Origin of the sequence: Rhodococcus jostii RHA1 (assembly GCF_000014565.1) — a bacterium.
Classification (GTDB): Bacteria; Actinomycetota; Actinomycetes; order Mycobacteriales; family Mycobacteriaceae; genus Rhodococcus_F; species Rhodococcus_F jostii_A.
Window position 1 is genome coordinate 7,029,253 of the sequence record NC_008268.1, and the last position, 23,992, is coordinate 7,053,244.

The window sequence follows — 23,992 nt, forward strand, 5'->3', positions numbered from 1 at the left end:
CGCAACGAAATCCGGAGCCTGAAACAATGGGCGGCGTGACTACCGGAGCTTGGATTGCCATCGCGGCCGCACTGGCCGTACTTCTCGTCGTTCTCGTCGTCGGGTCCCTGCTGTATCGGCGTCGCCGAATCTCCCTGAAGGCGCCGGACACCCCGCAGGTCACCACGGCGGAAAAGGACCGTTCGGGCAGTTACCGCGCGGACGGCGGGTTCAACTTCAGCCAGGGGTCGACGGCGACGGCGCCGCCACGTCCGCCTGCGCCCGAGCCGGTTCTGCCGAAGCCGGTGCCCGAACCCGAGGTCGTCGCACCCGAACCCGAGGTCGTCGCACCCCCGGCACCGGAGAAGGCCCCCGAGCCGGAGAAGGCCCCGGAGAAGCCGACGGTCCCGCCGGAGCCGGTCACGTACGAACCGGTCGTCGCGCCCGAGGTCGAACCGGAACCCGAGGTCGCGCCCGCGCCCGAACCCGAAGCCGCACCGGCCCCCGCCGCGCCGGTGCTCGACGTCATCGCTCCCACGGAGGGGCGGCTCGACCGTCTGCGTGGGCGGTTATCCCGTTCCCAGTCCGCGGTGGGCAAGAGCCTGCTCGGACTGCTCGGCGGCGGCGATCTCGACGAGGACTCCTGGGAAGAGGTGGAGGACACACTCCTCATCGCCGACCTGGGCTCGGCGACCACCACGAAGATCGTCACGTCGCTGCGTGAGCAGATGGCGTCGCGCAGCGTCCGCACCGAGGCCGATGCCCGTGCGCTGCTCCGCGAAGTCCTGGTCGCCGAACTCCGGCCGGAACTCGATCGCTCGATCCGTGCCCTGCCGCACGACGACCACCCGGCGGTCCTGCTGGTCGTCGGTGTGAACGGCACCGGCAAGACCACGACCACCGGCAAGCTCGCGCGTGTTCTCGTGGCCGACGGCAGGCGCGTCCTGCTCGGTGCCGCCGACACGTTCCGTGCTGCCGCCGCGGACCAGCTGCAGACGTGGGCCGAGCGGGTGGGCGCCGAGGTGGTGCGCGGGAAGGAAGCCGCAGATCCGGCGGCCGTCGCGTTCGATGCCGTGGCCAAGGGAATCGACAACGGCGTCGACGTCGTGCTGATCGACACGGCTGGCCGGCTCCACACGAAGACCGGACTGATGGACGAGCTGGGCAAGGTGAAGCGGGTCATCGAGAAGAAGGCGTCGGTGGACGACGTCCTCCTCGTCCTCGACGCGACCATCGGCCAGAACGGCCTCGCGCAGGCGCGGGTGTTCGCCGAGGTCGTCGATATCACCGGTGTGGTGCTCACCAAGCTCGACGGCACCGCCAAGGGCGGCATCGTGTTCCAGGTTCAGCACGAACTCGGGGTTCCCGTGAAGCTCGTCGGACTCGGTGAGGGCGCCGACGATCTGGCGCCGTTCGAGCCGGGCGCCTTCGTCGACGCGTTGCTCGGCTGACGCAGCGATTCAGGGTCGTCTCGGGCTCCCGGACCGCTCAGGCGGGCTGAAACCGACCGCAAATCGCCTGGCGAAACCTGCACGCAACAAAATAGGCCGATGCGTTCACGCGCGCGAAACAGTGCAGTGGCACAGCCGAAACACCAACTGAGCACCCTTCTTCTCAGGTCGTCAGCCGCTACCGGCTGGGCAGAGAAGGAGGAGGCTCAAGGTGGATTTCCCCACTATCGGTGCACCGGACACCGGGGACACAGCGTGGATGCTGACCAGCGCCGCGCTCGTGTTGCTCATGACTCCGGGTCTTGCGTTCTTCTACGGCGGCATGGTGCGGGCCAAGAGCGTGCTGAACATGCTCATGATGAGCATCAGCGCGATGGGTGTCGTCGGCATCCTGTGGGTTCTCTACGGCTACTCCATGGCCTTCGGTGAGGACAAGGGAAACCTTGTCGGTGATCCGTTCCAGTACTTCGGGCTCAAAGGACTGATCGGCGGGTCGTACCTCGCCGAGACCGACGATGCCGGTTCGGTGATCGCCGATTCCGCGATCCCGCTCGTCGGCACCATCCCCGCGACGGTCTTCGTCGCGTTCCAGGCCATGTTCGCGATCATCACCGTGGCCCTCATCTCGGGTGCCGTGGCGGATCGCCTGCGCTTCGGTTCCTGGCTGCTGTTCGCCGGCCTCTGGGCGACGGTCGTGTACTTCCCCGTGGCGCACTGGGTCTTCGCCTTCGACGGCGTCACCGCAGAGACCGGTGGCTGGATCGCCAACAAGCTCGCCGCGGTCGACTTCGCGGGTGGTACCGCCGTCCACATCAACGCCGGCGCCGCCGGCCTCGTCCTCGCGATCATCCTCGGCAAGCGCAAGGGATGGCCGGGCACCCCGTTCCGTCCGCACAACCTGCCCTTCGTGATGCTCGGCGCCGGCCTCCTCTGGTTCGGCTGGTTCGGTTTCAACGCCGGTTCGGCCGTCGGTTCCAACGGCATCGCCGGAGCAACCTTCATCACCACCGTCATCGGAACGTGCGCGGCCATGCTCGCCTGGCTCCTGGTCGAGCGGATTCGCGACGGCCACGCCACCACACTCGGTGCGGCGTCCGGAATCGTGGCCGGCCTGGTTGCCATCACGCCTTCCTGCTCGTCGGTGAACGTCCTCGGCGCGCTCGCCATCGGCGTCGTCGCAGGCGCACTCTGCGCGCTCGCGGTCGGACTCAAGTTCCGCTTCGGGTTCGACGACTCGCTCGACGTCGTCGGTGTCCACCTCGTCGGCGGCATCGTCGGAACGCTGATGGTCGGCCTGGTCGCAACGGCTGAGGCGCCCGCGGGTGTTGTCGGACTGTTCTATGGTGGAGGCCTCGACCAACTCTGGCGTCAGGCAGTGGGCGCCGGAGCAGTACTGCTTTACTCGCTCGTCGGTACGGCCGTCGTCGCGTTGATCGTGAAGTTCACGATCGGTCTGCGGCTCAGCGACGAGGGTGAATCACTTGGAGTGGACGAGTCGGAACACGCAGAAACTGGCTACGATTTCGCCGCTCTCGGCGGAAACTCGGCGACTGCTCGTGTATCCGGCAAGGAGGGATGAGGAAATGAAGCTGATCACAGCAATTGTCAAGCCGTTCACTCTGGAGGACGTGAAGACGGGACTCGAGCAGGCGGGCGTCCTGGGGATGACCGTCAGCGAGGTCCAGGGGTACGGCCGGCAGAAGGGCCACACCGAGGTCTACCGAGGTGCCGAGTACTCGGTCGATTTCGTTCCGAAGGTCCGGGTCGAGGTCGTCGTGGACGACGCTGCTGTGGACAAGGTCGTCGAGGTGATCGTCGAGGCGGCACGCACGGGCAAGATCGGTGACGGCAAGGTCTGGGTCTCACCGGTCGAGTCGGTCATCCGGGTGCGTACCGGGGAACGCGGCGCGGATGCACTCTGACCCCAACGGGTCCGGTAAGACCGGCCCTGGTCCCGTCGCCAAGGCGACGGAACCAGGGCCGGTTGCGTCAGGCGGATCGGACGAAGCAGCGGACCTGGCCCGCGCACGTAGGCAACTGCTCACCGGTGGCTCCGAGACCGGCCCCGGCGCAAGGAATCCCGCAGGTCACGGGCGCCGGCTCGACGCCGCCGCGCTCCGTCACGCGCTCGTCGACCTGCACGAGTTCTGGTTGACCACAAAGGGAGCCGAGCTGGGCATCAAGCCCGACAGCGGTTTTGCGCTCGTCGCGGTCGGTGGGCTCGGACGGCGGGAACTCCTGCCGTACTCGGATCTCGACCTCCTCCTCCTTCACGACGACATGGATCCGGCGGTCGTCGCGCAGGTGGCCGACCAACTCTGGTATCCGTTGTGGGACGCGCACATCAAGCTCGACCACAGCGTCCGCACCATCCCTCAGGCACTGCAGGTGGCGGACACGGACATCACCGCGGCTCTGGGAATGCTCGAGGCGCGTCACATCGTCGGCGACGTCGAGCTGACCAATCTGCTCATCAGCGGGGTCCGCAGGCAGTGGCGCACCGACATCCGCAACCGTTTCGACGGACTCATCGAGCAGACGCGGTCGCGCTGGGAACGCAGCGGCGAGATCGCCCACCGCGCAGAGCCCGACCTGAAGAGCGGTCGCGGTGGACTGCGGGACGTACAGTTGCTCAACGCGCTGTCCATCGCGCAGCTCACCGACGGCATGCCCGGGCTCGGTCCCGAGTCGCCCGGCGGAGGACTGGCACTCGCACATCGGCGGCTCCTCGACGTCCGCACCGAACTGCACCGGGTCGCGGGCCGCTCCCGCGATCAGTTGCGGGCGCAGGATGCCGACGAGATCGGCGCCGCACTGCGGATCGGCGATCGATTCGACCTCGCGCGCATGCTCAGTGATGCCGCGCGCACCATCAGCTATTCCGTCGACGTCGGTGTGCGGACGGCCGGACACGCCCTGCCGCGGCGCGGCCTGGCGCGGTTGCGCCGACCACCGGTGCGACGGCCCCTCGACGAGGGTGTCGTCGAGCACGCCGGTGAAGTGGTGCTGGCGCGCGACGCCCGGCCGGCGAAGGACCCGGGCCTCGTGCTGCGGGTCGCGTCGGCGTCGGCGACGACGGGAATGCCGATGTCGGCGTCCACTCTGAATCGCCTGGCCGACAACGCCCCCGAGCTGCGCGAGCCGTGGCCGAAGGAGGCGCTGAACGATCTGCTGGTGATGCTGGGCTCGGGTAGCCGTGCCGTCGCGGCGATCGAGGCTCTCGATCGGACCGGCCTGTGGGGCAGGCTTCTTCCCGAGTGGGGTGCCGTCCGGGACCTGCCGCCGCGGGACGCGGTGCACACGTGGACGGTGGATCGGCATCTCGTCGAGACCGCTGCCTATGCCAGTGGGTTCACCACCCGCGTGGCCCGCCCGGACCTGCTGATGCTCGGTGCGTTGCTGCACGACATCGGCAAGGGCCGCGGCGGCGACCACAGCGTGGTCGGCGCCGAACTGGCCACCCAGATCGGCAGGCGCCTCGGATTGTGGCCGTCGGACGTTGCGCTGCTGACGGCGATCGTGCGCCACCACCTGCTGCTGCCGCACACCGCGACGAGGCGCGACCTCGACGATCCCGAGACGGTCGAGCGGGTCGTGGAAGCGATCGGCGGCGACGGAGTCCTGCTGGAGTTGCTGCATGCGCTGGCGGAGGCCGATTCGCTGGCGACGGGTCCCGGTGTGTGGGGCGACTGGAAGTCGTCGCTGATCGGCGAACTCGTGCGCCGCTGCCGCCTGGTCATGGCGGGAGAGGTGCTTCCCGCACCCGATCCGCTCGATCCGGAACACGTCGCGCTGGCGGCGTCGGGTGGCGTGCACGTCGCGCTGGTCCCCGCCGACAGTCCCCACACGTATGTGGTGACGGTGATCGCGCCCGATCAGCGGGGTCTGCTGTCGAAGGCGGCGGGCGTGCTCGCGCTGCACTCCCTGCGGGTCTACTCCGCGTCCCTGGGCAGCGCCGAGGGGTCGGCGGTCAACTCGTTCGTCGTGTCCCCGAGGTTCGGGGCGCCGCCGCAGGCGGGTCTGCTGCGGCAGGAGCTGATCCGCGCGCTGGCGGGGGAGCTGAACCTGCTGGAGATGCTCACGGCCAAGGAAGAGGAGGCTCGCGAGAGCCAGCGCGTCGCCGCGGTGGAGGAACGGGGCGAAGCCGCGGTTCCGGTGCAGTACGCGCAGGCGCCGCCGCGGGTCATCTGGTTCGACACCGCATCGCCCGGCGAGGTCATCCTGGAACTGAGGGCCGAGGACCGGCTGGGGCTGCTGTCCCGGCTCGCCGACGCGTTCGACACGTGCGGCGCGGACGTCCGCTGGGCGCGGGTGACCACCCTGGGTTCGTCGGTGATCGACTCATTCTGCCTCGATCTCGGCGGCGGGGACACCCGGGCGAGCCGGGAACAGGTCGAGAGCGCGATCCTCGGCGTCGTTCCGCTCACGAAGCCGAAGAAGCAGGAGGGCAGCGGGGGAGAATGAACGACGGGACGTGAGCGGCTAGGCTGGGGCCCGAGAATATCCACCGCACACTCGCATGACTTCAGGAGCGCACTCGGTGTTCGAATCCCTTTCCGACAGGTTGACCGGAGCCCTCAAGGATCTGCGTGGCAAGGGTCGCCTTTCCGGAGCCGACATCGATGCCACCTGCCGTGAGATCCGGTTGGCGCTGCTCGAGGCAGACGTCGCGCTGCCCGTCGTCCGCTCGTTCATCGCCAAGATCAAGGAACGCGCCAAGGGCGTCGAGGTCTCGGCGGCGCTGAACCCGGCGCAGCAGGTCGTCAAGATCGTCAACGAGGAACTCGTCGAGATCCTCGGTGGCGAGACCCGCCGGCTGGCGTTCGCCAAGACGCCGCCGACGGTCATCATGCTCGCCGGTCTCCAAGGTTCCGGTAAGACGACCCTCGCAGGCAAGCTCGCGAAGTGGCTGCGCGACCAGGGGCACACGCCGCTGCTCGTGGCCTGTGACCTGCAGCGTCCCGGCGCCGTCACCCAGCTGCAGATCGTCGGCGAGCGCGCGGGAGCCACGGTGTTCGCACCGCACCCCGGCACATCCATCGGCGGCGGCGACAACGAGCTGGGCGTCACCGCGGCCGACCCGGTCGAGGTGGCCCGGGCAGGTGTGGAGGAAGCCCGCAACAAGCAGTTCGACGTGGTGATCGTCGACACCGCGGGCCGGCTGGGTATCGACGCCGACCTGATGGCGCAGGCGGCGGGTATCCGCGACGCCGTGAACCCGGACGAGACGATCTTCGTCCTCGACGCGATGATCGGTCAGGACGCGGTCAGCACCGCCGAGGCCTTCCGTGAGGGTGTCGGATTCACCGGTGTCGTGCTCACGAAGCTCGACGGTGACGCCCGCGGTGGTGCGGCGCTCAGCGTCCGCGAGGTCACCGGGCAGCCCATCCTGTTCGCGTCCACGGGTGAGAAGCTCGAGGACTTCGACGTCTTCCACCCCGACCGCATGGCCAGCCGCATTCTCGGCATGGGTGACGTCCTCAGCCTGATCGAGGCGGCCGAGCAGCACTTCGACGCCGAGCAGGCCGAAGCCACAGCCCAGAAGATCGGTTCGGGACAGCTCACGCTGGAGGACTTCCTCGAGCAGATGATGGCTGTTCGCAAGATGGGCCCCATCGGCAACCTCCTGGGCATGCTCCCGGGTGCGGGGCAGATGAAGGACGCGCTCGCGAACGTCGACGAGAAGCAGCTCGACCGAGTGCAGGCCATCATCCGCGGCATGACCCCCGCCGAGCGTGATGATCCCAAGATCATCAACGCGTCCCGCAGGCTGCGGATCGCCAACGGTTCGGGTGTCAAGGTCTCCGACGTCAACCAGCTCGTCGACCGTTTCTTCGAGGCCCGCAAGATGATGGCCGCGATGGCCGGGCGTATGGGCATGCCCGGTTCGCGGAAGCCGCAGCGCAGCAAGAAGGGCAAGAAGGGCAAGAAGGGCGGCAAGGGGCCGACGCCGCCGAAGGTGCGCGGCGGATTCCCCGGCGGCCTGCCCGGCGGGTTCCCGGGTATGCCGCCCGGAGGGCTCCCCGCGGGGATGCCCGACCTGTCAAATATGCCGAAGGGCCTCGACGAATTGCCGCCCGGACTCGAGGGCATCGACCTGTCCCAGCTGAAGCTGCCGAAGAAGTAGCCGATGGGCGCGCTGCACTTCCGGGGCACCGGTCTGCCCGACGAACAGCCGGTCGAACTCTGGGTCGACAACGGTGTGATCTCGACGGAACCGGTTCCCGGCGCGGAGACCGTCTGCGAATCCGGGTGGATCGTTCCCGGACTCGTCGATGCCCACTGCCACGTCGGCATCAGGTTCGGCGGCGGCGGTGGCGAGAGCGTCGACGGGTTGATCGCGCAGGCGGAGACCGAGCGCGACTGCGGGGTCCTGCTGATTCGGGACGCCGGTTCGCCGGTCGACACCCGGTTCGTCGACGACCGCCCCGACCTGCCGAGGATCATCCGCGCCGGACAGCACATCGCCGCCCCCAAGCGCTACATCCGCGGACTGCCGGTCGATCTGGAGGACGAGTCCCAGCTGCCGGACGAGGTGGTGCGCCAGGCCCGGGCCGGCGACGGGTGGGTCAAGCTCGTCGGCGACTGGATCGACCGCTCCGCGGGTGACCTCGCGCCGTTGTGGAGCGACGACATCCTCGTCGAGGCGATCGCGGCCGCGCACCGGGAAGGGGCTCGCGTCACCGCGCACGTCTTCGCCGAGGATGCGCTTCCGGGCCTGATCAACGCCGGAATCGACTGCATCGAGCACGGCACCGGGCTCACCGACGAGACGATCGAGCTGATGGTCTCGCACGGAACCGCGCTCGTCCCGACGCTGATCAACATCGCGACGTTCCCCGATATCGCCGAGTCCGCCTCGCGGTTCCCGATCTACGCCGCGCACATGCGTGACCTGCACTCACGGGTGAAGGACACGATCGGTGCCGCTCACGACGCGGGGATCCCGATCTACGCCGGCACCGACGCGGGCGGATCGATCGTCCACGGACGCATCGCCGACGAGGTCGAGGAACTGAAGGCGGTCGGACTGAGCCCGGCGGAGGCCCTCGGCGCCGCGTGCTGGGACGCGCGGACGTGGCTCGGACATCCGGGTGTGGAAGCGGGTGCGCCCGCGGATCTGCTGGTCTTCCGGAACGACCCGCGGGCGAGCAGCGACGCCCTCGCCGCGCCCGATGTCGTGGTGCTGCGGGGCAACGTCGTGAAGACCCGATGACCTGGTTTTCCCCTGACGGTGTTCGTCTGGCAGAATGAACCGCTGTTCGTCGCATCCGGTCACGCACCGCGCGGCGGTCACAGGTTAGAGGCAAAACCGGGCGCGCTATTCCTGCGCGTCGCCGAATTGCACGTGACACGTGGGCACACTCGTGTGCGCACTGAAGGAGAAGTACAGCAGTGGCTGTCAAGATCAAGCTCACCCGGCTCGGCAAGATCCGGAACCCGCAGTACCGCATCGTCGTCGCCGACTCCCGCACCCGCCGCAACGGCCGGGCGATCGAGACCATCGGCAAGTACCACCCCAAGGAAGAGCCCTCGCTGATCGAGGTCGATTCCGAGCGCGCTCAGTACTGGCTCGGCGTCGGCGCCCAGCCCACCGAGCCCGTCGAGGCCATCCTCAAGATCACCGGTGACTGGCAGAAGTTCAAGGGCCTGCCGGGCGCCGAGGGCACCCTCCGCGTCAAGGAAGCCAAGCCCTCCAAGCTGGAGCTGTTCCAGGCTGCGCTCGCGCAGGCCGAGAACGAGCCCGTCGGCGAGGCCATCACGCCCAAGAAGAAGAAGGCGAAGGCCGAGGACGCCGAGGCTGCTGCCGACGCTCCCGCCGAGGCTGCTGCAGAGTCCGAGGCTGCTGACAAGTGAGTGCCGTCGTCGCCGATGCCGTGGAGCACCTCGTTCGTGGCATCGTCGCCAACCCCGACGACGTTCGTGTCGAGCTGATCACCGGGCGTCGGGGGCGCACTGTCGAGGTGCACGTCAACCCTGACGATCTCGGCAAGGTCATCGGCCGCGGTGGTCGTACCGCGACCGCTCTGCGCACGCTGGTCTCCGGTATCGGTGGCCGCGGGATCCGTGTCGACGTCGTCGACACCGATCAGTAGAGGCCTTACAGCAGTGGAGCTCGTCGTCGGCCGTGTCGCCAAGTCGCACGGCATCAAGGGTGAGATCGTGGTCGAGGTTCGCACCGACGAACCCGAGGATCGATTCGCCGTGGGTGCCGTGCTGCGGGGACACAAGCCGCGCGAGCAGACTGTGAGCACATACACGGTGGAAGCCGCCCGGGACCATTCCGGGCGGCTTCTGCTGCGCCTCGAGGGTGTGTCGGATCGCACCGCGGCGGATGCCCTGCGGGGCACGCTGTTCGTCATCGACAGCGCCGAACTCGAGCCGTCCGACGACCCCGACGAGTTCTACGATCACGAACTCGAGGGACTGTCGGTGCGCCTCGCGGACGGCACCGAGGTGGGAACCGTCATCGAGGTATTGCATTCCGCGGCGGGCGAATTGCTCTCGATCCGCCGGGCCGGCGACCAGTCCGGAGAACTTCTCGTCCCGTTCGTGGCCGCGATCGTCACGTCGGTGTCCGTCGCGGACGGTGTCGCCCTGATCGATCCGCCGGAAGGGTTGCTCGATCCCGACTTCGGTGAATCCGCCGACGGGAAGTGAGTCGGTAGCCATGCGTCTCGACGTGGTCACCATCTTCCCTGAGTACCTCGAACCGCTGCGAGCGGCGTTGCTCGGCAAGGCCATCGACAAGGGCCTCATCTCCGTCGAGGTGCACGATCTGCGGGACTGGACGCACGACGTCCACAAGGCCGTCGACGATTCGCCGTACGGCGGCGGGCCGGGGATGGTCATGAAACCCACCGTGTGGGGTCCCGCCCTCGACGACGTCCTCGCCGCGGGCGACGGCGACACGGACACTCTGCTGGTCGTCCCCACCCCGGCCGGTGTTCCTTTCACGCAGGCTACCGCCGAGCGCTGGGCGGGGGAGAAGCGCATCGTCTTCGCCTGCGGACGTTACGAAGGCATCGATCAGCGTGTGTTCGACGACGCCGCCCGCCGGGTGCGCGTCGAAGAAGTGAGCATCGGCGACTACGTCCTCATCGGGGGCGAGGCGGCCGTGCTGGTGATGACCGAGGCGTTCGTGCGCCTGATTCCCGGAGTTCTCGGCAATCAGCAGTCGCACCAAGAGGATTCGTTCTCCGATGGCCTACTCGAAGGACCCAGCTACACGCGACCGGCAACGTGGCGCGGACTCGACGTCCCGCCGGTCCTGCTGTCGGGTGATCACGCGAAGGTGGCTGCCTGGCGGCGGGAGCAGTCGCTGCAACGCACCGCCGAACGCCGCCCGGACCTGTTGCCCTGAACCGGTTTCCGGGCCTGCCCGGGCGCTAACCCTGAGGCTGCGCCCAGTCGTCGACGACACCGTTCGGGAACAGGGACTTCACGAACCCGGTCATCGTGTCCCGCGCATGCCGGGCGCTGGAATCCTCGCTGACATCCGTGACAGCGGTGTCCGGGTACGACTCCTCGTCGTCCTCGTACCGGATGTCCTCCCGCGACGCGACGGCCACGATGTAGCGGTTGTCCTCACCGATCAGGCCGGTCGACACGTGGATCCACCGATCTCCCACACAGCACATCCAACCCTGCTTCACCCCGACGACGTTCTCGCCGGGCAACCCGTCGGGGATGCCGAACCGCTGGTCGTAACCGTCGATCCCCTCGGGTGTCGACGAGCGCAGGTAGCCGACGAATTCGGCGATGCGATCCGCGCCCAGGCCGTCGCGGTCGTCGAGGAGCCCGGCATAGAACGTCACGAGGTCGGCGGCGGTCGTCTCGGTGTTCCACCACAACCCGTCCCAGGGCGGGGTGGTCGCGGCGAGTCCGTACCGCCCGGCGACGTCGACGACGACATCGGAGCCGCCGAGATCGTCCCAGAGAGTGTTGGCCGCGTCGTCGTCGGACGATTCGAGCATCCGCTTCAGGAGGACATTGTCGAAGTCGGACAGCGGCCGCTCACCGAGCGCGTCGAGGTGATACATCTGGGCGGCGACGAACAGCTTGGCCAACGACGCCGTTTCGACGGGTTCGGCGGCGGCGCCCTCCAGATAGCTGCCGGTGGCGCGGTCCAGAACGGCGATCGACATGTCGGCGCCGCGTTCGGCGGACGCCGTCGCGACCGCCGCCGAGATGCGTTCGGCGAGGGGTGCGGAAACGGGAACTCGCGCGGAGGGGAACGGCTCCGGGCTCACGGTCACGCCGTCACCCGCCGGCGGGTCGTCGGCCGGGGGGAGATCGGGGGTCGCGACGGCCGGTGACGTCGCCGGGATGTCGACCACGGAGTTCGTCCCGGTCGGGATGGTGCAGGCCGGCGCAACCAGCACGAAGACCATGACCGTCAGGCATACGATCAGCCTGGACATGAAATTCTCCCGAGATTTCCGTGACGGCCTCACCGCCGACGATATTGTCTCAGAGTAGCGGTAGGGTCCATTTCCGTGACTCTCAAGACCGTGAACCAGCGCATTGCCGAGGAGCTCGACGTCCGGGAGGGACAGGTCGCGGCCGCCGTGGACCTCCTCGACGGTGGAGCCACCGTGCCCTTCATCGCCCGGTACCGCAAGGAAGTCACCGGAACGCTCGACGACGCTCAGCTCCGCCAGCTCGAGGAACGCCTGCGGTACCTGCGGGAACTGGACGATCGCCGGGTCGCCGTGCTCGAGTCGATCGACTCGCAGGGCAAGCTCGACGACCAGCTGCGTGGGCAGATCATGACCGCCGACACGAAGGCGCGCCTCGAGGACATCTACCTGCCGTTCAAGCCGAAGCGGCGCACCAAGGCGCAGATCGCCCGCGAGGCCGGTCACGAACCCGTCGCCGACGCACTGATCACCGATCCCTCCACCGATCCGGCGTCCTACACGGCCGAACAGCTCGAGGGTGCGCGCGCGATCCTCGTCGAGCGTTTCGCCGAAGACGCAGACCTGGTGGGTGAGCTCCGTGAGCTGATGTGGACCCGCGGGCAGCTGGTGTCCGCGGTCCGCAAGGGCAAGGAGACCGAGGGCGCGAAGTTCGCCGACTACTTCGAGTTCTCGGAGCCGTTCGGCAAGCTTCCTTCGCACCGGATCCTGGCGGTGCTGCGCGGCGAGAAGGAAGAGGTACTCACGCTCACGCTGGCACCCGACACGGAGGAGCCCGTCCCCGGCGAGCCCACCGTCTACGAGGGCCGGATCGCAGGCCGGTTCGGCATCGCCGACCGCGGCAGGCCCGCCGACCGGTGGCTGCTCGACACCGTGCGGTGGGCGTGGCGCACCAAGATGATCGTGACGCTGGGCATCGACACCAGGATGCGCCTGCGACAGTCGGCGGAGAAGGACGCCGTCGACGTGTTCGCCAACAACCTGCGGGACCTGCTGCTGGCAGCGCCTGCCGGGACCCGCGCCACGATGGGCCTCGACCCCGGCTTCCGGACCGGGACGAAGGTCGCGGTCGTGGACGCGACCGGCAAGGTGGTGGCCCACGACACGATCTATCCGCATCAGCCCCAGAACAAGTGGGACGCCTCCCTGGCCACTCTCGCCGGTCTCGTCGCCAAGCACGGCGTGGAGCTCATCGCCATCGGGAACGGCACGGCCTCCCGCGAGACGGATGCGCTCGCGACCGAGCTGATCGCCAAGTCGGGTACCACCAACCTGACGAAGATCGTGGTGTCCGAGGCCGGCGCGTCCGTGTACTCGGCGTCCGCGTACGCCTCGGCGGAGCTGCCCGATCTCGACGTGTCGATCCGCGGAGCAGTCTCCATTGCGCGACGTCTGCAGGACCCGCTCGCCGAACTGGTGAAGATCGACCCGAAGTCGATCGGCGTCGGGCAGTACCAGCACGATGTGTCGGAGACGCTGCTCGCGCGGTCGCTCGGTGCCGTCGTCGAGGACGCGGTGAACGCGGTCGGCGTCGACGTGAACACCGCGTCGGTGCCGCTGCTGTCCCGCGTGTCGGGTATCGCCGGTTCGCTCGCGGAGAGCATCGTCGCGCACCGGGACCAGAACGGCCCGTTCCGCAGCCGCAAGGGGCTCAAGGACGTCGCGCGACTCGGTCCGAAGGCGTTCGAGCAGTGCGCCGGCTTCCTGCGCATCCCCAACGGGGACGACCCGCTCGACGCGTCCAGCGTCCACCCCGAGGCCTACCCGGTGGTGCGCAAGATCGTCGGCGCGAGCGGCACCGGCGTGCGCGAGATCATCGGCAACACGTCCGCGCTCCGCAGCCTGAACCCGGCAGACTTCGTCGACGACCGGTTCGGTCTGCCCACGGTCACCGACATCATCGGTGAGCTCGAGAAGCCCGGCCGCGACCCCCGCCCGGAGTTCAAGACGGCCACGTTCGCCGCCGGCATCGAGAAGGTGTCGCACCTGAAGCCGGGGATGACGCTCGAGGGCGTCGTCACGAACGTGGCGGCGTTCGGCGCGTTCGTCGACATCGGCGTTCACCAGGACGGCCTCGTTCACGTGTCCGCGATGTCCCACAACTTCGTCAAGGACCCGCGGGACGTCGTGAAGTCGGGTGACGTCGTGAAGGTGAAGGTCCTCGAGGTGGACGAGGCCCGTCAGCGCATCGGACTGACTTTGCGGCTCGACGACGAGGTCGGGGCCGGCCGCAAGAACGACGGTCCCCGCGGCGGTGGGCAGCGGCAGGACCGGCGGGGCGGCGGTCAGCCACAGGACCGGCGCGGCGGCAAGCCGCAGCAGCAGCAGGGTGGACGCGATCGCGGGCGTGACTCCCGCCCGGCGCCCGGCGGTTCGATGGCCGACGCGCTGCGGAAGGCGGGATTCGGCAAGTAAAGAGGTCACCATCCCGACACGAGCCTCCACTTTTCGATGGAGTGACTAGTTCTTTACTGGGATAGTGGATGCCGATGTACGAATGGCTGGATCGGGAAATCGTCGGGCACGGGCGCCTGCCTCTGCTCTTTTTCCTGCTCGGGTTTCTCGCGGCTTTCCTGTTCATCCGGTTGAGCGTGCGGATGATCCGTGCCGAGGTGTCGTGGTGGCCGGGCAACGTGAAACCCGGCGGGCATCACGTCCACCACGTGGTGTTCGGCGTCGTGACGATGCTCGTCTCGGGGGTCTCCCTCATCGCCGTGTACGAGGACGGCACCCAGACCACCGGCGCCGTCCTCGCCACGTTCTTCGGGGTCGGCGCCGCGCTCGTGCTGGACGAGTTCGCGCTGATCTTCTACCTGCAGGACGTGTATTGGGCGGATGAGGGCCGGACGTCGGTCGATGCCGTGTTCGTGGCGATCGCGGTGACGGGTCTGCTGCTCCTCGGTCTCCGGCCGCTCGAACTGATCAACGTCACCGACTTCCGGGACTCGCCGGATCCCTGGGTGCGGATCGCGATCGCGTTCTCGTCCGTGATCAACCTGCTCATCGCGGCGGTGGTGCTGCTGAAGGGGAAGATCTGGACGGGGTTGCTCGGCCTGTTCATCTTCCCGATCCTGCTGATCGGGGCGCTCCGATTGAGCCGGCCGAGCGCACCGTGGGCCCGGTGGCGCTACACCTCCAAGCCGAAGCGGATGCTCCGGGCCCTCGAGCGGGAGCGGAAGTGGCGTCGGCCGGTCATCCGGGCCAAGATCTTCGTGCAGGATTTCATCGCCGGGACTCCCAGCGCAGTGCACGTGAAGGAAGCCGCGGAACATGCCAGGGTGGCGGCGGAGGTCGAACTCGACCACGTGGTGCATGCGGCGCCGCCGCCGATTTCTCTTCACCCGGTGGCGTCTGGCACAATGGACGGGTTGCCTGGACCAGGCAGCAGTACTTGATCTGGGCACGAACCAGACGAGCACCGGTGTTCTTCGAACGTCCGGGGGCCGCTCGGTTCCTCTGCTCCTGCGAAAACGCAAGGATGGAACACCGATGAACACTCTCGATTTCCTGGACAAGAAGTCCCTCCGCGACGACATTCCCGAGTTCCGTCCCGGCGACACCCTCAACGTGCACGTCAAGGTCATCGAAGGCTCGAAGGAGCGCGTGCAGGTCTTCAAGGGCGTCGTGATCCGCCGTCAGGGCGGCGGCGTCCGCGAGACCTTCACCGTCCGCAAGGTCTCCTTCGGTGTCGGCGTCGAGCGCACCTTCCCGGTCCACAGCCCCAACCTGGCGCAGATCGAGGTCGTCACCCGCGGTGACGTCCGCCGCGCCAAGCTGTACTACCTCCGCGATCTGCGTGGCAAGGCCGCCAAGATCAAGGAAAAGCGCTGACCTTTCCGATGAGCCCGGCACTGCGTAGTCGCAGTGCCGGGCTAATCTGATTTCGTGACAGATTCTTCGAAGGAGCGGGCATTGTCGTCGGAATCCGAGACCACCGGCGATTCGGCCGCCACCTCCGCCGTGAACGGCGGAACGGCGGAGCCCGAGAAGAAGCCCCGCTCCTTCCTCCGTGAGTTGCCGATCCTGATTCTGGTCGCGCTCGTTCTGAGTTTCCTGTTGCAGACGTTCGTCGCCCGGGTGTATCTCATTCCGTCCGAATCGATGGAACCGACGCTGCACGGGTGCGCGGGCTGCACCGGCGACCGCATCGTGGTCGAGAAGATCGGTTACCGCTTCGGTGAACCGCAACCGGGTGACGTCATCGTGTTCCGTGGCCCCGATTCGTGGTCGCAGGATTTCGTCTCCACCCGGTCCTCCAACGTGGTGATCCGCGGTGCGCAGGAACTCGGTTCCCTCGTCGGACTCGTCCCCCCGGACGAGAACGACCTCGTCAAGCGTGTGATCGCCACCGGCGGTCAGACCGTCGAATGCTGCGACGACCAGGGCCGGATCCTGGTCGACGGCAAGCCGCTCGACGAGCCCTACGTCGTCATGGATTTCCCGTTCGTCCCCGGCTCCCAGACCTGCGACACGGCACTGAAGTCGGCGCGCTGCTTCGGCCCGGTCACCGTGCCCGACGGACACCTGTGGGTGATGGGTGACAATCGCAGCAACTCCGCGGACTCGCGGTACCACGTGGGCGACGACATACAAGGCACCATCCCGCTCGACAACGTGATCGGTAAGGCCGTCTTCATCGCGTTGCCGCCGTCGCGGATGGGCACGATCAGTTCACCCGATATCCAGGGCAAGTGACTTCCTGGCCTCCACGCATCGTCATTCGCAGGTCGTCCGGTCTGCGGACGATGGAGTCGGCGCTGGTCCGTAGCGGCCTCGGTCCGGTGGCCGGTGTCGACGAAGCAGGCCGGGGCGCGTGTGCGGGGCCGCTCGTCGTGGCGGCCTGCGTGCTCGCACCGAAGCCGTATCCGGCGCTGGCGCGCCTCGACGATTCGAAGAAGCTCACCGAACGCACGCGCGAAGAGTTGTTCCCGGCCATCACCCGGCTCGCGGTGGCGTGGAGCGTCGTGTCTTTTCCGGCCGAGGAAGTCGACCGGATGGGTGTGCACGTAGCCAACATCGAGGGCATGCGACGTGCCGTTGCCGGGCTCTCGACCACCCCGGGTTACGTTCTCACCGACGGCTTCCGCGTCCCGGGCCTGCCGGCCCCGTCGCTGCCAGTGATCGGCGGCGACGCCGCGGCGGCATGCATCGCGGCGGCGAGTGTGCTGGCCAAGGTCTCTCGCGACCGGGTGATGGTCGCAATGGACGAGACACATCCCGGTTACGGTTTCGCGATCCACAAGGGGTACAACACGCCCGCGCACCTGACGGCTCTCGAGAAGCTGGGCCCGTGCCCGGAGCACCGCCGCTCGTGGTCGAACGTCGCCGCGCTGATACACCGAGTGGATAACAGTTCCGGAAGTGCGAGATGATGACAATTCACACCAGAGCAGGAGGACTCACAGACCGATGAGTGCCGAGGATCTCGAGAAGTACGAAACCGAGATGGAGCTGTCGCTCTACCGCGAGTACCGGGACATCGTCGGTCAGTTCTCCTATGTCGTGGAGACCGAGCGCCGGTTCTATCTGGCGAACTCGGTGGAGTTGCTGCCGCACAACGCGGACGGAGAGATCTACTTCGAGCTGCGGATGTCCGATGCGTGGGTGTGGGACATGTACCGTCCCGCGCGTTTCGTGAAGTATGTCCGCGTCATCACGTTCAAGGACGTGAACATCGAGGAACTCGACAAGCCGGACCTGCGGCTCCCCGACAACGGTCTGTCCTGACGATCCGGAGTTCTCGTCCGCGTACGATCGTCCGATGACCGGACCGAGGCGTGTCGCGCTGGCTCTGGGGAGCGGCGGTGCGCGGGGGTACGCCCACATCGGAGCGATCCAGGTGCTCGAGGAGCGCGGATTCGAGATCGTCGGTGTCGCAGGCTCGTCGATGGGGGCCCTGGTGGGAGGACTCCACGCAGCGGGCACGCTCGACGACTTCACCCGGTGGGCGATCGGCCTGACCCAGCTCGACGTCGTGCGTCTTCTCGACCTGTCGGTGTCCGCCCCCGGAGCCATCCACGCCGAGAAGATCCTGCAACGGGTCAGGGAGATACTCGGCGAGATCCGCATCGAAGACCTTCCGATTCCGTATACGGCCGTGGCCACCGATCTCGCTGCGGGCCGGTCGGTGTGGTTCCAGCGAGGGCCCGTCGACGCGGCGATCCGTGCGTCGATCGCCATCCCCGGCGTCATCACGCCGTATGTGCTCAACGGCCGGGTGCTCGCCGACGGTGGGGTGCTCGACCCTTTGCCGATGGCGCCGCTCGTCTCCGTGAGCGCCGACCTGACCGTCGGGATCAGCCTGAGCGCCGAGGACCGGGACGGGCGCTCGCTGGCCCCGGAGAACGTCAGCGCCGATTCGCGGCCGGTGGACGAATGGGTGGCGCGCTTCCGCCGGAGCGCCGCGCAGCTGCGTGACCTGGACATCGTGCGGTCGGTCGTGGGGCGATTCGGCGCTGCGCACACCGACCCGGATCCGACGGACGAGCAGGACGGCCAGATGATCGGCGATCAGACCGTGGTCGAGGGCGACGCCGTGGCCGTCCCGAAGTTCAGCCGGTTCGCGGTGATGAACCGTTCGCTCGACGTGATGCAGGCAACGTTGGCTCGCTATCAGCTCGCCGCGTACCCACCGGACGTGCACGTTCGGGTGCCCCGGAACGCGTGCCGCAGTCTCGATTACCATCGTGCCGCCGAGATGATCGAACTGGGTCGGGTTCTCACCGGGCGTGCGCTCGACGACGCCGGTCTCGTCTCGCCGGCAGCCGCTGTGTCTCCGGCAGATTCGGACGGCGAGCCCACCTGACAGGTGGCAGGGCCGGTGCTGCGCACGCAGCACCGGCCCTGCCACTCACGGGGATGTCAGCTCGAGGCCCCAGCCCGGGCGGCGCCGAGGTCGCCCACCGATTCGTCGGACTCGCCGTCGACGTGATCGACGTGCTGCGGCGCCACGAGCAGGCAGAGAATGCTGACCGCGCACATTCCGATCAGGAGGCCGATCACCGGCCACACGCTGCCGGTGGCCTGGTACATGAGCGTGGACACCAACGGCGACAGTCCACCGAAGATCGCGCCGGCGCCCTGGTAGGCGAGCGAGATGCTGGTGTACCGGGCCTGCGGCCGGAACATCTGCGACAGCACCGCCGCGATCGGACCGTACGTCGCGGCCAGGACGAGCCGCATGACGGCGAAGGTCAGGAAGATCAGGACCACCGACCCGGACGTCAGGACCAGGAACTGTGGCGCGGCGAGCACCGCGACGGCCAGCAGTCCGTAGATCACCACGCGGATCCGGCCGACCTTGTCGCCGAGCCACGCCACTCCGAGCGTGGCGATCAATTCCACCACCGCGGCAACGCTGAGCGCGTTGAGGACGAGTGTCTCGGACAGCCCGACGTCCGGGTCGGTGGCGTACGCCGTGATGAACGTCGTCACGAGGTAGTAGCCGCCCACCGCGACGGGCAGGATGCCCATGCCGAGCAGGATCGGGCGCCAGTTGGTGACGATGGCGTACTTCAGCGGCAGCGCTTCGGGTTCGGTCGCCGTCTGCACCTCGGACTCGAAGACGGGGGATTCCTCCACCTTCAGTCGCACCAGCAACCCCACGCCGATCAGGAGCGCCGAGCACAGGAACGGCAGCCGCCACGCCCAGTCCCGCAGGGCGTCGTCGCCGAAGGTCGAGAGGACACTGAAGAACCCGGTGGCGAGCAGCGCGCCTGCGGGGTTGCCCAGCTGTGCGAATCCGCCGTAGAACGTCTTCTTGTCCTCGGGCGCGTGTTCGACGGCCATCAGCACGGCGCCACCCCATTCGCCGCCCACCGCGAAACCCTGCACGAAACGCAGCATCACGAGCAGCAGCGGCGCCCAGAACCCGATCTGCGCGTATGTCGGCAGCGCACCGATCAGGAACGTGCCCGCGCCCATCAGGGTGAGTGTCACGACGAGCGCCGTCCGCCGGCCGACCCGGTCGCCGACGTGTCCGAAGACGATGCCGCCGAGCGGGCGGGCGAAGAAGCCCACCGCATAGGTGGCGAACGCGGCGGCGATGCCGGTCAGGCGGTCGGTGTCGGAGGGGAAGAAGATCTCACCGAACACCAGGGCCGCCGCCGTGGCGTACACGTAGAAGTCGTACCACTCGATGGTGGTGCCGACGAAGGCCGCGAAACCCGCCTTGCGGGCCTTGGCGATCTGAGTGTCGTGACTCATGGCTGATCCTCGGTGGTTGCAGTGGTCGAGAGTAGGTCGCTGCGGGTGGAATGCGCCAATTCGCCGTCGATCCACGTTTCACGGACCTCGATGTCGGCAATGGTGTGCGGGTCGACGGTGAGAGGGTCGGCGCCGAGGACCACGAAATCGGCGCGCTTGCCGGGGGAGATGCTGCCGAGTTCGGATTCCCGTCCGAGCGCGCGGGCCCCGTTCAGCGTGTGCGCGGTGAGGGCCTGGGCGGCGGTCAGTCGCAATGCGTTCGAGCCGAGTTGATGTCCCTGCCGGGTGATGCGGGTGACGGCGGCCTGGATCGCCTCGAGTGGTTTGGGCTCGGCGACGGGTGCGTCGGAACTGATCGTGACCGGTACGTCGGCTTCGACGAATTCGCCCAGGGGATTGAAACGCTCACCCGGGGTGCCGATGGCCGCGGTCACGCCCTCGCCCCAGTTGTAGTAGTGCTGCGGCTGGTTGACGGGGTACACACCGAGTGCGTGCATCCGCGTGATCTGCTCGGGGGTCGGCAACCCGCAGTGCTCGATGCGGTGACGGGCATCGGCGTCGGGATGCGCCTTCTGCGCGGCCTCGATCGCGTCGAGGACCATGTCGATCGCGGTCGGCGACTGCGCATGCGTCGCAGTCTGCAGGCCGACGGCGTGTGCCTTCGCGATCAGCGCCGCATAGTCGGCGGGCTCGTGATAGAGCTGCCCGGTCCGGCACGGGTCGCCCACGTACCCATCAGGGAAGTAGGCGGTCCAACCGCCGAGAGTGCCGTCGGCGTAGAACTTGATCCCGCCGAACGCGAGACGTGAGTTGCCGAACGCACCGTGCAGCCCGGTGTCGAGCGCGTGATCGAGCAGGTGGCTGAGCAGGTACATGCTCACCCGGGTCTCGAGCCGGCCCTGCTCCGCCAGTCGCAGGTACATGTCGAACTCGCGCCGCGTCACCTGGCAGTCGCCGATCGTGGTGACGCCGCCCTCGAGGAACTTCTCCTGCGCCACGGAGAGCTGCCGCAGATGCTCCTCGGGTTCGTCCTCGAGGTGGAAGTTCGGGCCGTGATGACCGACCTTGACGCCGTTCACGCCGGTGAGGATGTTGCAGGCGGCATCGGACAGTTCGCCGGTCAGCTCGCCGTCCGCGTCGCGGAAGAACTCGCCGCCGGGCGGATTCGGGGTGTCACGGGTGACGCCGTGGAGCTCGAGGGTGAACGTGTTGACGACGCCGCCGTGGCCGCTGGCGTTCATCAGGTAGACCTCGCGGTCGGTACCGACCTGATCGAGTTCCTCCTTCGTGGGATGACGGCCCTCGACGAGGTTGCGGTGCTCGTAGCCGTACCCACGCACCGGGATCCCGGCAGGCTGGTTCCCCGCCGCCTCCCGGAGCAGTGCGACGATCTCGGGAATGGTGCGTGCCTTCTCGGGGCCGCAGTCCACCCAGCTGAGCATCTGGCCGTACATCAGGGGGTGGGCGTGCGGATCGACGAACCCGGGTACGACGGTCGCCCCGGCGAGATCGATGACGTCCGTCGTCCGGGTGCCGATCCTCCGCGCTTCCTCACGACATTCCGCAGCGGTGCCGACCGCGGCGAAGCGATTGCCGTAGACGAGGAAGGCCTCGGCGCCCTCGGTGTCTGCGTCCACGGTGCGGAGCGTGCCACCGGTGAAGACGGTGGCGGTGGCGTCGAGGGGGGACGCCTCGTGGTGAAACAGCTTGCGCATGGTGATCCTTCGAGATGGTGGTGTGGGTCACGTTCCGGTTGGGAGGGAAATTACGCCCTGACCAGCGGCTACGCAATACATCAAAGTTTCGGAGCGATCGTTCGACGACGAATGTGTTCAGTAGTTGGAGCAGATTTGCACCGATTCGCAGAATATTGGGATCTGTGCGATTCTTCTTGTCTGTCGGGAATGCAGAAAGAAATCGAGAAATCTCGGGGCATCATGACTGTCGAACTGGATTCCAAGCTCATCGCGGCGTTGCAGTCGAACGGTCGCGCAACCTATCGGGAGCTCGCCGCGACCGTGGGCGCACCCCGCGCCGCGGTGTCCACGCGCGTCCAGACGCTGCTCGACACGGGCACGGTGAGTGTCGTTGCCGTCGCACACCCCGAGTTGCTGGGCCTCAAGGCGATGGCACACGTGTCCGTCGCCGTGTCGGGGCCGGTGGGTCCCGTCGCCGAGGCACTCTGCGCGTCGGAGGCGGCCGTCTACATTTCCGCTGTGAGCGGGCAGTACAACATCATCGCCGAACTGCGCGTCCCCAACCAGCGGGACCTCTACGACGCCATCGCCGCGATCCGTGCGGAACCCGGTGTCCGCACCGTCAACACGCTGTTCTACGCCGATGTCATCAAGGGAATCTTCATGCCCAAGAGCGCATTACGGGCCGACGTCCGACTGGACGCAAAAGACGTCGCGCTCATCGAGTTACTGGAACGGAACGGGCGGATGCCGTTTCTGGAACTGGCCGAACGCACCGGGCTCTCACCGAGTGCGGCGCGGAATCGCGTGAACCATCTGATCGACAGCACCGCGTTGCGCGTCGGAGCCGTCGTGAGGCGCCGCGGTGGCGGCAGAACCCTCGCCATGGGCATCGGTGTCAGCCTCGGATCGCGGGACCGGGAGGCGTGCGCGCAGATCGAGGACCTGCCGGGTATCGAGTTCCTGGCGCGGACACTCGGCAGATTCGACCTGATCGGCACGGTCGCCGCCGACTCGTCGGGTGACCTCTACGCCCTTGCCGAACACATCCGGACGATCGACGGTGTGATGGCCCTGGAGACCTGGACGCATCTCGAGGTGTTCAAGGAGCACTACGCCCGTAGCCTCGACGTCCGCGGATAGAAGCGTCCCGGAAGCGAGTCACTTCGGCCGGGTAACTGTGAGACGATCGGCCGATGCGCCTCGGGTTGCACGCACTCGGGATCGGCACCGGCGCTCGTCGCGCGGTGATCGACTCGGTCGCGGTTGCCGCCGAGAACAGCGGATTCGCCACGCTGTGGGCAGGCGAGCACGTCGTGATGGTGGACCGGTCGGAGTCGCGGTATCCGTACGCGGACGACGGCCGGATCGCGGTCCCCGCCGTCGCGGATTGGCTCGACCCGATGATCGGGCTGAGCTTCGCCGCCGCTGCCACCCACACGATCGGCGTTGCCACCGGAGTGTTGCTACTGCCCGAACACAATCCCGTCCTCATGGCCAAGCAGGCCGCGACGTTGGATCTGATGAGTGGGGGCCGGCTGACGCTCGGCGTGGGCATCGGATGGTCCCGGGAAGAATTCGCTGCGCTCGGCATTCCGTTCGAGGGACGTGGCGAGCGCGCCGCCGAATACGTTGCGGCGATGCGCACGCTGTGGCGTGACGACGTCGCGACGTTCGAGGGTGCGTTCGTCCGCGTCGATTCGGTGCGGGTCAATCCGAAACCCGTGCGTGATCGCCGGATTCCGGTCGTGCTCGGCGGCAACAGTGACGCGGCACTCCGCCGGGTCGCGGCGTGGGGTGACGGCTGGTACGGGTTCAGCCTGGACGGCGTCGACGCCGTCACCGAACGAATCCGGACGATCCACGCACTGTGCCGGGACGCAGGGCGCGACGCCGAGGAGTTGCGCCTGGCCGTAGCCTTGCGGGAAGTGGACCCCTCCGACGTCGATGCGCTGGCCGAGGCGGGAGTCGACGAACTCGTCCTCGTCGAGTCGCCACCCGGGGATCCCGGCGCGGCCGCCGACTGGGTGGCATCGCTCGCGCGCCGATGGATGCCCGCGCTCGGCTGACCGTTCGATTACCGGCTTGACAGCCCTGGCCTGGGCCTTTGGGGTGAACACTTGCCGCGCAGTGCCGAGTTGTCCACAACGTGCACTTCATACACAGCCCAATTCGTTCGCCCAGTTCGGGCACCTCTTCCCGGAATGCGGGTCGGGCACGGTGGTGCGAGAGACGCGGT

The 23,992-nt window shown here is 67.8% G+C and carries 22 protein-coding genes; 19 read left to right on the forward strand and 3 right to left on the reverse strand.

Annotation, left to right across the window (positions count from 1 at the left end; genetic code table 11):
* Window positions 1-26 precede the first annotated feature (26 nt).
* From ftsY to trmD, 10 genes are all read left to right on the forward strand, one after another.
* The gene (ftsY, locus tag RHA1_RS31930) at window positions 27-1,430 is read left to right on the forward strand and encodes a signal recognition particle-docking protein FtsY (protein WP_011598393.1); all 1,404 of its coding nucleotides are present in this window, start codon (window positions 27-29) and stop codon (window positions 1,428-1,430) included.
* Between the two features lie 259 nt (window positions 1,431-1,689).
* Window positions 1,690-3,009 (forward strand): ammonium transporter, encoded by a 1,320-nt coding sequence (locus RHA1_RS31935; RefSeq protein WP_371113085.1) that lies wholly within the window; start codon window positions 1,690-1,692, stop codon window positions 3,007-3,009.
* A gap of 4 nt (window positions 3,010-3,013) precedes the next feature.
* A complete protein-coding gene (locus RHA1_RS31940) occupies window positions 3,014-3,352 on the forward strand; it encodes a P-II family nitrogen regulator (protein WP_005240467.1) in 339 nt (112 codons plus the stop codon).
* Window positions 3,342-5,894 (forward strand): [protein-PII] uridylyltransferase, encoded by a 2,553-nt coding sequence (locus tag RHA1_RS31945; RefSeq protein WP_009479716.1) that lies wholly within the window; start codon window positions 3,342-3,344, stop codon window positions 5,892-5,894. Before RHA1_RS31940 ends, RHA1_RS31945 begins: the two co-directional genes overlap by 11 nt.
* Before the next feature lie 76 nt (window positions 5,895-5,970).
* Window positions 5,971-7,557: a signal recognition particle protein gene (gene ffh, locus RHA1_RS31950; protein WP_009479717.1), complete on the forward strand. Its 1,587-nt coding sequence runs from the start codon at window positions 5,971-5,973 to the stop codon at window positions 7,555-7,557.
* 3 nt (window positions 7,558-7,560) lie between these two features.
* The gene (locus RHA1_RS31955; protein WP_011598394.1) at window positions 7,561-8,646 is read left to right on the forward strand and encodes an amidohydrolase family protein; all 1,086 of its coding nucleotides are present in this window, start codon (window positions 7,561-7,563) and stop codon (window positions 8,644-8,646) included.
* Between the two features lie 179 nt (window positions 8,647-8,825).
* Window positions 8,826-9,287 (forward strand): 30S ribosomal protein S16, encoded by a 462-nt coding sequence (gene rpsP / locus RHA1_RS31960; RefSeq protein ID WP_005240477.1) that lies wholly within the window; start codon window positions 8,826-8,828, stop codon window positions 9,285-9,287.
* Window positions 9,284-9,526: an RNA-binding protein gene (locus RHA1_RS31965; protein ID WP_005240479.1), complete on the forward strand. Its 243-nt coding sequence runs from the start codon at window positions 9,284-9,286 to the stop codon at window positions 9,524-9,526. The genes rpsP and RHA1_RS31965 overlap by 4 nt, the downstream gene beginning before the upstream one ends.
* Before the next feature lie 13 nt (window positions 9,527-9,539).
* Window positions 9,540-10,091, forward strand: a complete 552-nt coding sequence (gene rimM, locus RHA1_RS31970) for a ribosome maturation factor RimM (protein ID WP_011598395.1) — start codon at window positions 9,540-9,542, stop codon at window positions 10,089-10,091.
* Between the two features lie 10 nt (window positions 10,092-10,101).
* Entirely contained in the window at window positions 10,102-10,794 is a 693-nt protein-coding gene (trmD, locus tag RHA1_RS31975; protein WP_009479720.1) for a tRNA (guanosine(37)-N1)-methyltransferase TrmD, read from the forward strand.
* 25 nt (window positions 10,795-10,819) lie between these two features.
* Here trmD and RHA1_RS31980 read toward each other — a convergent pair whose 3' ends face one another.
* Window positions 10,820-11,854 carry a serine hydrolase gene (locus tag RHA1_RS31980; RefSeq protein WP_237726977.1) on the reverse strand — a complete coding sequence of 345 codons (1,035 nt, stop codon included), beginning with the start codon at window positions 11,852-11,854 and terminating at the stop codon, window positions 10,820-10,822.
* A gap of 75 nt (window positions 11,855-11,929) precedes the next feature.
* Here RHA1_RS31980 and RHA1_RS31985 point away from each other — a divergent pair, with 75 nt between their 5' ends.
* From RHA1_RS31985 to RHA1_RS32015, 7 genes are all read left to right on the forward strand, one after another.
* Window positions 11,930-14,266 (forward strand): Tex family protein, encoded by a 2,337-nt coding sequence (locus tag RHA1_RS31985; protein WP_011598397.1) that lies wholly within the window; start codon window positions 11,930-11,932, stop codon window positions 14,264-14,266.
* Window positions 14,267-14,340: 74 nt separating this feature from the next.
* Entirely contained in the window at window positions 14,341-15,246 is a 906-nt protein-coding gene (locus RHA1_RS31990) for a hypothetical protein (protein ID WP_009479723.1), read from the forward strand.
* 94 nt (window positions 15,247-15,340) lie between these two features.
* On the forward strand, window positions 15,341-15,682 hold the full coding sequence (rplS, locus tag RHA1_RS31995; protein ID WP_005240490.1) for a 50S ribosomal protein L19: 342 nt from the start codon (window positions 15,341-15,343) through the stop codon (window positions 15,680-15,682).
* Between the two features lie 81 nt (window positions 15,683-15,763).
* On the forward strand, window positions 15,764-16,546 hold the full coding sequence (gene lepB / locus RHA1_RS32000; protein ID WP_009479724.1) for a signal peptidase I: 783 nt from the start codon (window positions 15,764-15,766) through the stop codon (window positions 16,544-16,546).
* Entirely contained in the window at window positions 16,543-17,223 is a 681-nt protein-coding gene (locus RHA1_RS32005) for a ribonuclease HII (protein ID WP_005240494.1), read from the forward strand. Before lepB ends, RHA1_RS32005 begins: the two co-directional genes overlap by 4 nt.
* A 37-nt stretch (window positions 17,224-17,260) precedes the next feature.
* Window positions 17,261-17,578, forward strand: a complete 318-nt coding sequence (locus tag RHA1_RS32010) for a DUF2469 domain-containing protein (protein WP_005240496.1) — start codon at window positions 17,261-17,263, stop codon at window positions 17,576-17,578.
* A 34-nt stretch (window positions 17,579-17,612) separates the two neighbouring features.
* Window positions 17,613-18,656 carry a patatin-like phospholipase family protein gene (locus RHA1_RS32015; RefSeq protein ID WP_011598399.1) on the forward strand — a complete coding sequence of 348 codons (1,044 nt, stop codon included), beginning with the start codon at window positions 17,613-17,615 and terminating at the stop codon, window positions 18,654-18,656.
* A gap of 56 nt (window positions 18,657-18,712) precedes the next feature.
* Here RHA1_RS32015 and RHA1_RS32020 read toward each other — a convergent pair whose 3' ends face one another.
* The gene (locus tag RHA1_RS32020) at window positions 18,713-20,056 is read right to left on the reverse strand and encodes an MFS transporter (protein WP_011598400.1); all 1,344 of its coding nucleotides are present in this window, start codon (window positions 20,054-20,056) and stop codon (window positions 18,713-18,715) included.
* Window positions 20,053-21,771, reverse strand: a complete 1,719-nt coding sequence (locus tag RHA1_RS32025) for an amidohydrolase (protein WP_011598401.1) — start codon at window positions 21,769-21,771, stop codon at window positions 20,053-20,055. Before RHA1_RS32025 ends, RHA1_RS32020 begins: the two co-directional genes overlap by 4 nt.
* A gap of 222 nt (window positions 21,772-21,993) precedes the next feature.
* Here RHA1_RS32025 and RHA1_RS32030 point away from each other — a divergent pair, with 222 nt between their 5' ends.
* Both RHA1_RS32030 and RHA1_RS32035 read left to right on the forward strand, forming a co-directional pair.
* On the forward strand, window positions 21,994-22,896 hold the full coding sequence (locus RHA1_RS32030) for an Lrp/AsnC family transcriptional regulator (protein WP_029539446.1): 903 nt from the start codon (window positions 21,994-21,996) through the stop codon (window positions 22,894-22,896).
* Window positions 22,897-22,949: 53 nt separating this feature from the next.
* Window positions 22,950-23,822 (forward strand): LLM class F420-dependent oxidoreductase, encoded by an 873-nt coding sequence (locus RHA1_RS32035; protein WP_011598403.1) that lies wholly within the window; start codon window positions 22,950-22,952, stop codon window positions 23,820-23,822.
* Window positions 23,823-23,992 lie beyond the last annotated feature (170 nt).

Bases quoted from the DNA above. Each gene is read 5' to 3' on its own strand.
- ftsY (WP_011598393.1), top strand. From the start codon at position 27: ATGGGCGGCGTGACTACCGGAGCTTGGATTGCCATCGCGGCCGCACTG.
- RHA1_RS31935 (WP_371113085.1), top strand. From the start codon at position 1,690: ATGCTGACCAGCGCCGCGCTCGTGTTGCTCATGACTCCGGGTCTTGCG.
- RHA1_RS31940 (WP_005240467.1), top strand. From the start codon at position 3,014: ATGAAGCTGATCACAGCAATTGTCAAGCCGTTCACTCTGGAGGACGTG.
- RHA1_RS31945 (WP_009479716.1), top strand. From the start codon at position 3,342: ATGCACTCTGACCCCAACGGGTCCGGTAAGACCGGCCCTGGTCCCGTC.
- RHA1_RS31955 (WP_011598394.1), top strand. From the start codon at position 7,561: ATGGGCGCGCTGCACTTCCGGGGCACCGGTCTGCCCGACGAACAGCCG.
- trmD (WP_009479720.1), top strand. From the start codon at position 10,102: ATGCGTCTCGACGTGGTCACCATCTTCCCTGAGTACCTCGAACCGCTG.
- RHA1_RS31980 (WP_237726977.1), bottom strand. From the start codon at position 11,854: ATGTCCAGGCTGATCGTATGCCTGACGGTCATGGTCTTCGTGCTGGTT.
- RHA1_RS31990 (WP_009479723.1), top strand. From the start codon at position 14,341: ATGTACGAATGGCTGGATCGGGAAATCGTCGGGCACGGGCGCCTGCCT.
- rplS (WP_005240490.1), top strand. From the start codon at position 15,341: ATGAACACTCTCGATTTCCTGGACAAGAAGTCCCTCCGCGACGACATT.
- RHA1_RS32010 (WP_005240496.1), top strand. From the start codon at position 17,261: ATGAGTGCCGAGGATCTCGAGAAGTACGAAACCGAGATGGAGCTGTCG.
- RHA1_RS32015 (WP_011598399.1), top strand. From the start codon at position 17,613: ATGACCGGACCGAGGCGTGTCGCGCTGGCTCTGGGGAGCGGCGGTGCG.
- RHA1_RS32020 (WP_011598400.1), bottom strand. From the start codon at position 20,056: ATGAGTCACGACACTCAGATCGCCAAGGCCCGCAAGGCGGGTTTCGCG.
- RHA1_RS32025 (WP_011598401.1), bottom strand. From the start codon at position 21,771: ATGCGCAAGCTGTTTCACCACGAGGCGTCCCCCCTCGACGCCACCGCC.
- RHA1_RS32030 (WP_029539446.1), top strand. From the start codon at position 21,994: ATGACTGTCGAACTGGATTCCAAGCTCATCGCGGCGTTGCAGTCGAAC.
- RHA1_RS32035 (WP_011598403.1), top strand. From the start codon at position 22,950: ATGCGCCTCGGGTTGCACGCACTCGGGATCGGCACCGGCGCTCGTCGC.